Here is a 5,589-nt window from a genome sequence, read left to right on the forward strand (position 1 = left end):
GCAGCGAGCCGTTGCCGGGCAGCGAGAGGCCGATCGCCTCGGTGAGGCAGTTCATCGAGTTGGCGGTGAACATGCCCGAGCAGGAGCCGCAGGTCGGACAGGCGTTCTCCTCGATGATCGCGATGTCCTCGTCGGAGACGTTCTCGTTGACCGCCTGCGAGATCGCGTCGACCAGGTCGAGCTTGCGCACCGTGCCGTCGACCAGGGTGGCCTTGCCGGCCTCCATCGGGCCGCCGGAGACGAACACCGTCGGGATGTTCAGCCGCAGTGCGGCCATCAGCATGCCGGGGGTGATCTTGTCGCAGTTGGAGATGCAGATCAGCGCGTCCGCGCAGTGCGCGTTGACCATGTACTCGACCGAGTCGGCGATCAGGTCGCGCGAGGGCAGCGAGTAGAGCATGCCGCTGTGGCCCATCGCGATGCCGTCGTCCACCGCGATGGTGTTGAACTCGCGGGGGATGCCGCCGGCCTGCTTGATCGCCTCGGACACGATCCGGCCGACCGGCTGGAGGTGGGTGTGGCCGGGGACGAACTCGGTGAAGGAGTTGGCGACCGCGATGATCGGCTTGCCGAAGTCCTCGCGGGCTACGCCGGCCGCCCGGAGAAGCGCCCGGGCGCCTGCCATGTTGCGACCGTGGGTGACCGTACGGGACCTCAGCTCGGGCACTGTGCTCCACTCCTTCGGAGGCTGACTGGCGGCCCCGCTCGATCAGGAGGGTGCGGGGCCACTGTGTCTGTCGAGCCTACGCCCGCCGTCCGTCCGGCGGACACGGCGTCCGCGATGCGGTCAGCCGGGTGGCCGCCGGACGGGGCCGGGCGGCCCCCGGCGCGGGTCAGGACGGGGTGATCGCGACGGTCAGGTCCAGCACGTACGGCTCGACGACCGTGCCGTCCGGGAACTCCGCCAGCAGGGCCTCGCGCTCGACGGCCAGCAGCGGCGCGCGCTGCTCCGGGGTGAGCGCGGCCAGGTAGGAGCGGGAGGTGAGGTCGGTGATCACATGGTCCACGGTGACCCGGCGCTCCCAGCGGAGCCGGGTGTGCTCCGTCCGCAGGTCGTACGGGGCGAGGTGGGAGGTGACCTCGTTGACGGCGCCGTAGCCGTGGTAGGTCGTGGGCAGCGCGGCGGCGAGCCGCTCGCCCATCGCCCGCACCCAGGCGACGCCGCTGTCCTTCACGTTCCACCAGAGGGCCAGGGCGCCGCCGGGCCGCAGCACCCGGATCGCCTCCGGCACGGACTTCTCCGGGGTGGTCCAGTGGAAGGCCTGGGCGTAGGTGACGAAGTCCGCCGAGTCGTCGTGGAACGGCAGCTCGTCGCCGCTGCCCCGGACCAGCCCGAGCCCGGGCGAGGCGGCGAGGAACTGCCCGGCCATGCCCGCGTTCGGCTCCACCGCGACCACGTCGGCGCCGCGGCCGGCCAGCAGCCGGGTCGAGATGCCGGTGCCGGCGCCGACGTCCAGCACCCGCGCGCCCTCCAGACCGCGCCCGGCCAGCCGCTCCAGCGCGTCGAACAGCTCCTGCGGGTACGAGGGCCTGGCCCGGTCGTACTCCGCCGCCACGCCGCCGAAGGACTTCGCCAGTTCACGGAAGTCGCTGCTGGGCCTGGATCCGGTCTTTTCCGCCATGTATCCCCCTGTGGACGGCAGTTCGTGTGCCGTCAGCGTACGCGCGCGGGTGTGGCCAGGTGCAAGCGGGTGAAGGCGAGGGCCTCGGCGAGATCGGCCTCGCGTTCGGCGGGCGACGCGGAGCGGCGGGTGTTGACCTCCAGCACGACGTGGCCGTCGAAGCCGGTCCGGGCGAGGTGTTCCAGCAGCTCGGCGCAGGGCTGCTTGCCCCGGCCGGGGATGAGGTGCTCGTCCTTGCCGGAGCCGGAGCCGTCCGCCAGGTGGATGTGCGCGAGCCGGTCCCCCATCCGCTCGACCATCGCGAAGGCGTCCACCCGCGAGGTGGCGACGTGCGACAGGTCGATGGTGAAGTGCCGGTACTCCTCCTCGGTGACGTCCCAGCCCGGCGCGTACGCCAACACCTCGCGGTCCTTGTACCGCCACGGGTACATGTTCTCGACCGCGAAGCGGACGTCCGTCTCCCCCGCCATCCGGTGGATGCCCTCGACGAACTCCCGGGCGTACTGGCGCTGCCAGCGGAACGGCGGGTGGACGACGACCGCGCTCGCGCCGAGCTTCTCGGCCGCCGCGCGGGCGCGGACCAGCTTGGTCCACGGGTCGGTGCTCCACACCCGCTGGGTGATCAGCAGGCACGGCGCGTGCACGGCGAGGATCGGCATGCGGTGGGCGTCCGAGAGCCGGCGCAGCGCCTCGATGTCCTGGCTGACCGGGTCGTTCCAGACCATCACCTCGACACCGTCGTAGCCGAGTTTGGCGGCCAGCTCGAAGGCGACCGCGGTGGTGGCCGGGTAGACCGAGGCGGTGGAGAGGACGACCTTGGTGTCCGGGATGTGCAGGGCCGGGTGCGGGGGCAGGACCAGGCGGTCGGTGGTGCGCAGCAGCGGCGGGCGGGCGGCGGCCTGGCGGGCGGCCTTGACCGACTTCACGGACTGGACGGCGGCCTTGGCGGCGCCGGCCGCCCGGGCGGTGCGGGTGGGCTCGGCGCCGGGGGCCCTGGGGCCCTTGGGCGCCCTGGCGGTCTTCGCCGCCCCGGCGGCCGCGGCGGCTCCGGTGGCCTTGGATGCCTTGGTGGCTCCGGCGGCCTTGGTGGCCGCGCGGCTCGCGGCCTTGCGGGCCGCCTTCTCGGCGACGCCGCCGGCCGCCTCCCGGGCCGCCTTCACCGCCTTGACGCCCTTGACGCTCTTGACGCCCTTGACCGCCTTGCCGAGCTTGCGGGCCGGCGCAGGAGCCCCCGGGCCGGTGTCCTGGCCAGGGGTCGAGTCGCTGTCCGGAGCGGGACCAGGGCCGGTGCGGCGCCCGGCGCGGCGCGGGGCGTCCGGCCGCGGCTTCCCGTCCTGGGGCGCGCGGCCCTCCCGCGTCCCGTCCTCGTCCGCTGGTTGCGCCACGGGAGACAGCGTAAGCGGACCGCGCCCGGAACGGGGAGCCGGTCGGCGCGCGCCCGGCCGCCCCGCCCCGGTGTCAGGGGATGAGCGCGGGCCGACGACGGTCGGCCGGGCTGTCCATGGCGTCCAGCCGGCGCAGGATGATGCCCTCGCGCAGCGCCCAGGGACAGACGTCCAGCTCGTCCAGGCCGAACAGGTCCATCGCCGCGTCGGCGACCAGCGCGCCCGCGAGCAGCTGCTTGGCGCGGCCCTCGGAGACCCCGGGGATCTGCGCCCGTTCGGCGACGGTCATCGTGGACAGCCGGGGCAACCAGGCGGCGAGGTTGACGCGGGTGAGCCGGCGGTCCGCGTACGGACCGGCGTCGGCCGGGGCGGCTCCGGTCATCCGGGCCAGCTGCTTGAAGGTCTTGGAGGTGGCGACGGCGTGGTCCGGCGCGCCGAGCCGGGAGATCTCGCCGACGACGGTGGCGATCTCGGCGCGGATGTGCCGTCTGAGCTCGCGCAGCCGCTCGGGGTCGGCGACGTCGCCGGGCAGCCAGCGGGCGGTCAGCCGGCCGGCGCCCAGCGGCACCGAGCAGGCCACGTCCGGCTGCTCGTCCAGACCGCAGGCGATCTCCAGCGAGCCGCCGCCGATGTCGAGGTTGAGCAGCCGGCCGGAGGACCAGCCGAACCAGCGGCGGACCGCCAGGAAGGTGAGCCGGGCCTCGTCCTGGCCGGAGAGCACCCGCAGTTCGACCCCGGTCTCCTCGGCGACCCGGCGGAGCACCTCCTCGCCGTTGGCGGCCTCGCGCACGGCGGAGGTGGCGAAGGGCAGTATGTCGACCACGCCCTTGTCCTCGGCGACCCGCAGCGAGGAGGTGATCATGCCGATCAGCTTCTCGACCCCGGACCCGCCGATCGCGCCCTGCTCGTCGAGGAGTTCGGCGAGCCGCAGCTCGGCCTTGTGGGAGTACGCGGGCAGGGGTGCGGCGCCCGGGTGGGCGTCGACCACCAGGAAGTGGACCGTGTTGGAACCTACGTCGAGCACACCGAGTCGCATAACCCTCCACGCTACGCGATCTCACGCCGGAGGAGACCGGTCGTGCCGGTGTTCGTGCTGGTCCGGGTACTGATCGCGGCCGGGGACGGGCCGGCCGGCGCGGACCGGGGCGCCGGTTCGAACGACATTCGGCCGGTGTTGACCCGGCGTTCACCGGGCCGGGCGGTGAACTCGCCGTGAACCGCGTGACCACGGACGGTTCGCAGCTCCGCGGAGGCTCTACCCTTGCCGGGTGGCAGCAGCAGAGACGTCCCAGCACAGCGGCACTTCCAAGGGCGGCAAGAAGAAGTCCGGGAGCGACGGCCCGGGCGCCGTCGACCTGGCGATGCCGACCCTCCGTTCCGAGCTCCGCCCCGAGGTCCCGCTCGACTTCCCGCGCGCCTGGGTCGAGTTCACCGACCCCGAGGACGAGGAGCAGGTCTTCCGCTGCGACCTGACCTGGCTGACCTCCCGCTGGTCGTGCATCTTCGGCCAGGGCTGCCAGGGCATCCGCGAGGGCCGGGGCGAGTCCGACGGCTGCTGCACCCTGGGCGCGCACTACTCGGACGAGGACGACGAGAAGCGGGTGGCCGGCCACGCGGCCCGGCTGACCCCGGAGCTGTGGGAGAACCACCGGCACGGCACCGACGCCAAGGGCCGGCTCAAGATCGACGGCGGCATCACCATGTTCGACGAGGACGGCGACCGCCAGACCCGGCGGGTCGACGGCGCCTGCATCTTCGTGAACAGCCCCGGCTTCGCCGGCGGAGGGGGCTGCGCCCTGCACGCGCTGGCACTCGCGGAGGGCCGCGAGCCGCTGGAGACCAAGCCGGACGTCTGCTGGCAGCTGCCGGTCCGCCGCACCTACGACTGGATCGACCGGCCGGACGACACCCGCTACCTCCAGGTCACCATCGGCGAGTACGACCGCCGGGGCTGGGGCCCGGGCGGCCACGACCTGCACTGGTGGTGCACCGGCAGCCCGGACGCCCACCAGGGCGCCGACCCGGTGTTCGTCAGCTACCGCCCTGAGCTCACCGAGCTGATGGGCCGGGCCGCGTACCGGGTGCTGGCCGGCCTCTGCGAGGAGCGGATCGCCACCAAGGGCGACCGCAAGGTGGCCCCGCACCCGGCCGACCCGGCGAAGCGGCCGAAGGCGCCGAAGAAGTAGCGCGCTCCCAAGCGCAACCCCCGGGGGGCGGGCCCGCCCGCCCCCCCGGTCGGCGCTACTTGTCGATGTCGCCGACGACGAAGAACATCGAGCCCAGGATCGCCACCATGTCCGCGACCAGCGTCCCCGGCAGCAGCTCGGTCAGCGTCTGGATGTTGTTGAACGAGGCCGAGCGCAGCTTCAGCCGCCACGGCGTCTTGTCGCCGCGCGACACCAGGTAGTAGCCGTTGACGCCGAGCGGGTTCTCGGTCCAGGCGTAGGTGCTGCCCTCCGGGGCCTTGAGCACCTTGGGCAGCCTCAGGTTGACCGGCCCGGGGGCGAGCAGGGCCAGCTTGTCGAGGCAGGCGTCCGCGAGGTCGAGCGCGTTGACGGTCTGCTCCAGCAGACACTCGAAGC

General features: G+C 73.4%; 6 protein-coding genes and 1 pseudogene. 2 read left to right on the forward strand and 5 right to left on the reverse strand.

Features of this window, described 5'->3' with window-relative positions; genetic code table 11:
* The 4 genes from VR45_RS02205 to VR45_RS02220 form a co-directional block, all read right to left on the reverse strand.
* On the reverse strand, nt 1–667 hold a 667-nt coding region (locus VR45_RS02205), incomplete at its 3' end, for a dihydroxy-acid dehydratase (RefSeq protein ID WP_045937951.1).
* A 166-nt stretch (nt 668–833) separates the two neighbouring features.
* A complete protein-coding gene (locus VR45_RS02210; protein ID WP_052708780.1) occupies nt 834–1,622 on the reverse strand; it encodes a class I SAM-dependent methyltransferase in 789 nt (262 codons plus the stop codon).
* A 32-nt stretch (nt 1,623–1,654) separates the two neighbouring features.
* A complete protein-coding gene (locus VR45_RS02215) occupies nt 1,655–2,458 on the reverse strand; it encodes a sugar phosphate isomerase/epimerase (RefSeq protein WP_199839821.1) in 804 nt (267 codons plus the stop codon).
* A 622-nt stretch (nt 2,459–3,080) separates the two neighbouring features.
* The gene (locus VR45_RS02220; RefSeq protein ID WP_045937952.1) at nt 3,081–4,043 is read right to left on the reverse strand and encodes a Ppx/GppA phosphatase family protein; all 963 of its coding nucleotides are present in this window, start codon (nt 4,041–4,043) and stop codon (nt 3,081–3,083) included.
* 42 nt (nt 4,044–4,085) lie between these two features.
* Between VR45_RS02220 and VR45_RS46610 the strand changes: the two genes are divergently transcribed.
* A complete protein-coding gene (locus tag VR45_RS46610; protein ID WP_159394097.1) occupies nt 4,086–4,223 on the forward strand; it encodes a hypothetical protein in 138 nt (45 codons plus the stop codon).
* Nucleotides 4,224–4,368: 145 nt separating this feature from the next.
* On the forward strand, nt 4,369–5,193 hold the full coding sequence (locus tag VR45_RS02225) for a hypothetical protein (RefSeq protein WP_045937956.1): 825 nt from the start codon (nt 4,369–4,371) through the stop codon (nt 5,191–5,193).
* A gap of 55 nt (nt 5,194–5,248) precedes the next feature.
* On the opposite strand, the pseudogene VR45_RS02230 reads toward VR45_RS02225, so the two are convergent.
* Nucleotides 5,249–5,589: pseudogene (locus tag VR45_RS02230) on the reverse strand (NADH-quinone oxidoreductase subunit D); the annotation flags it as partial.

The sequence above is a fragment of the Streptomyces sp. NRRL S-495 genome (genome assembly GCF_000966955.1).
Taxonomy (GTDB): domain Bacteria; phylum Actinomycetota; class Actinomycetes; order Streptomycetales; family Streptomycetaceae; genus Kitasatospora; species Kitasatospora purpeofusca.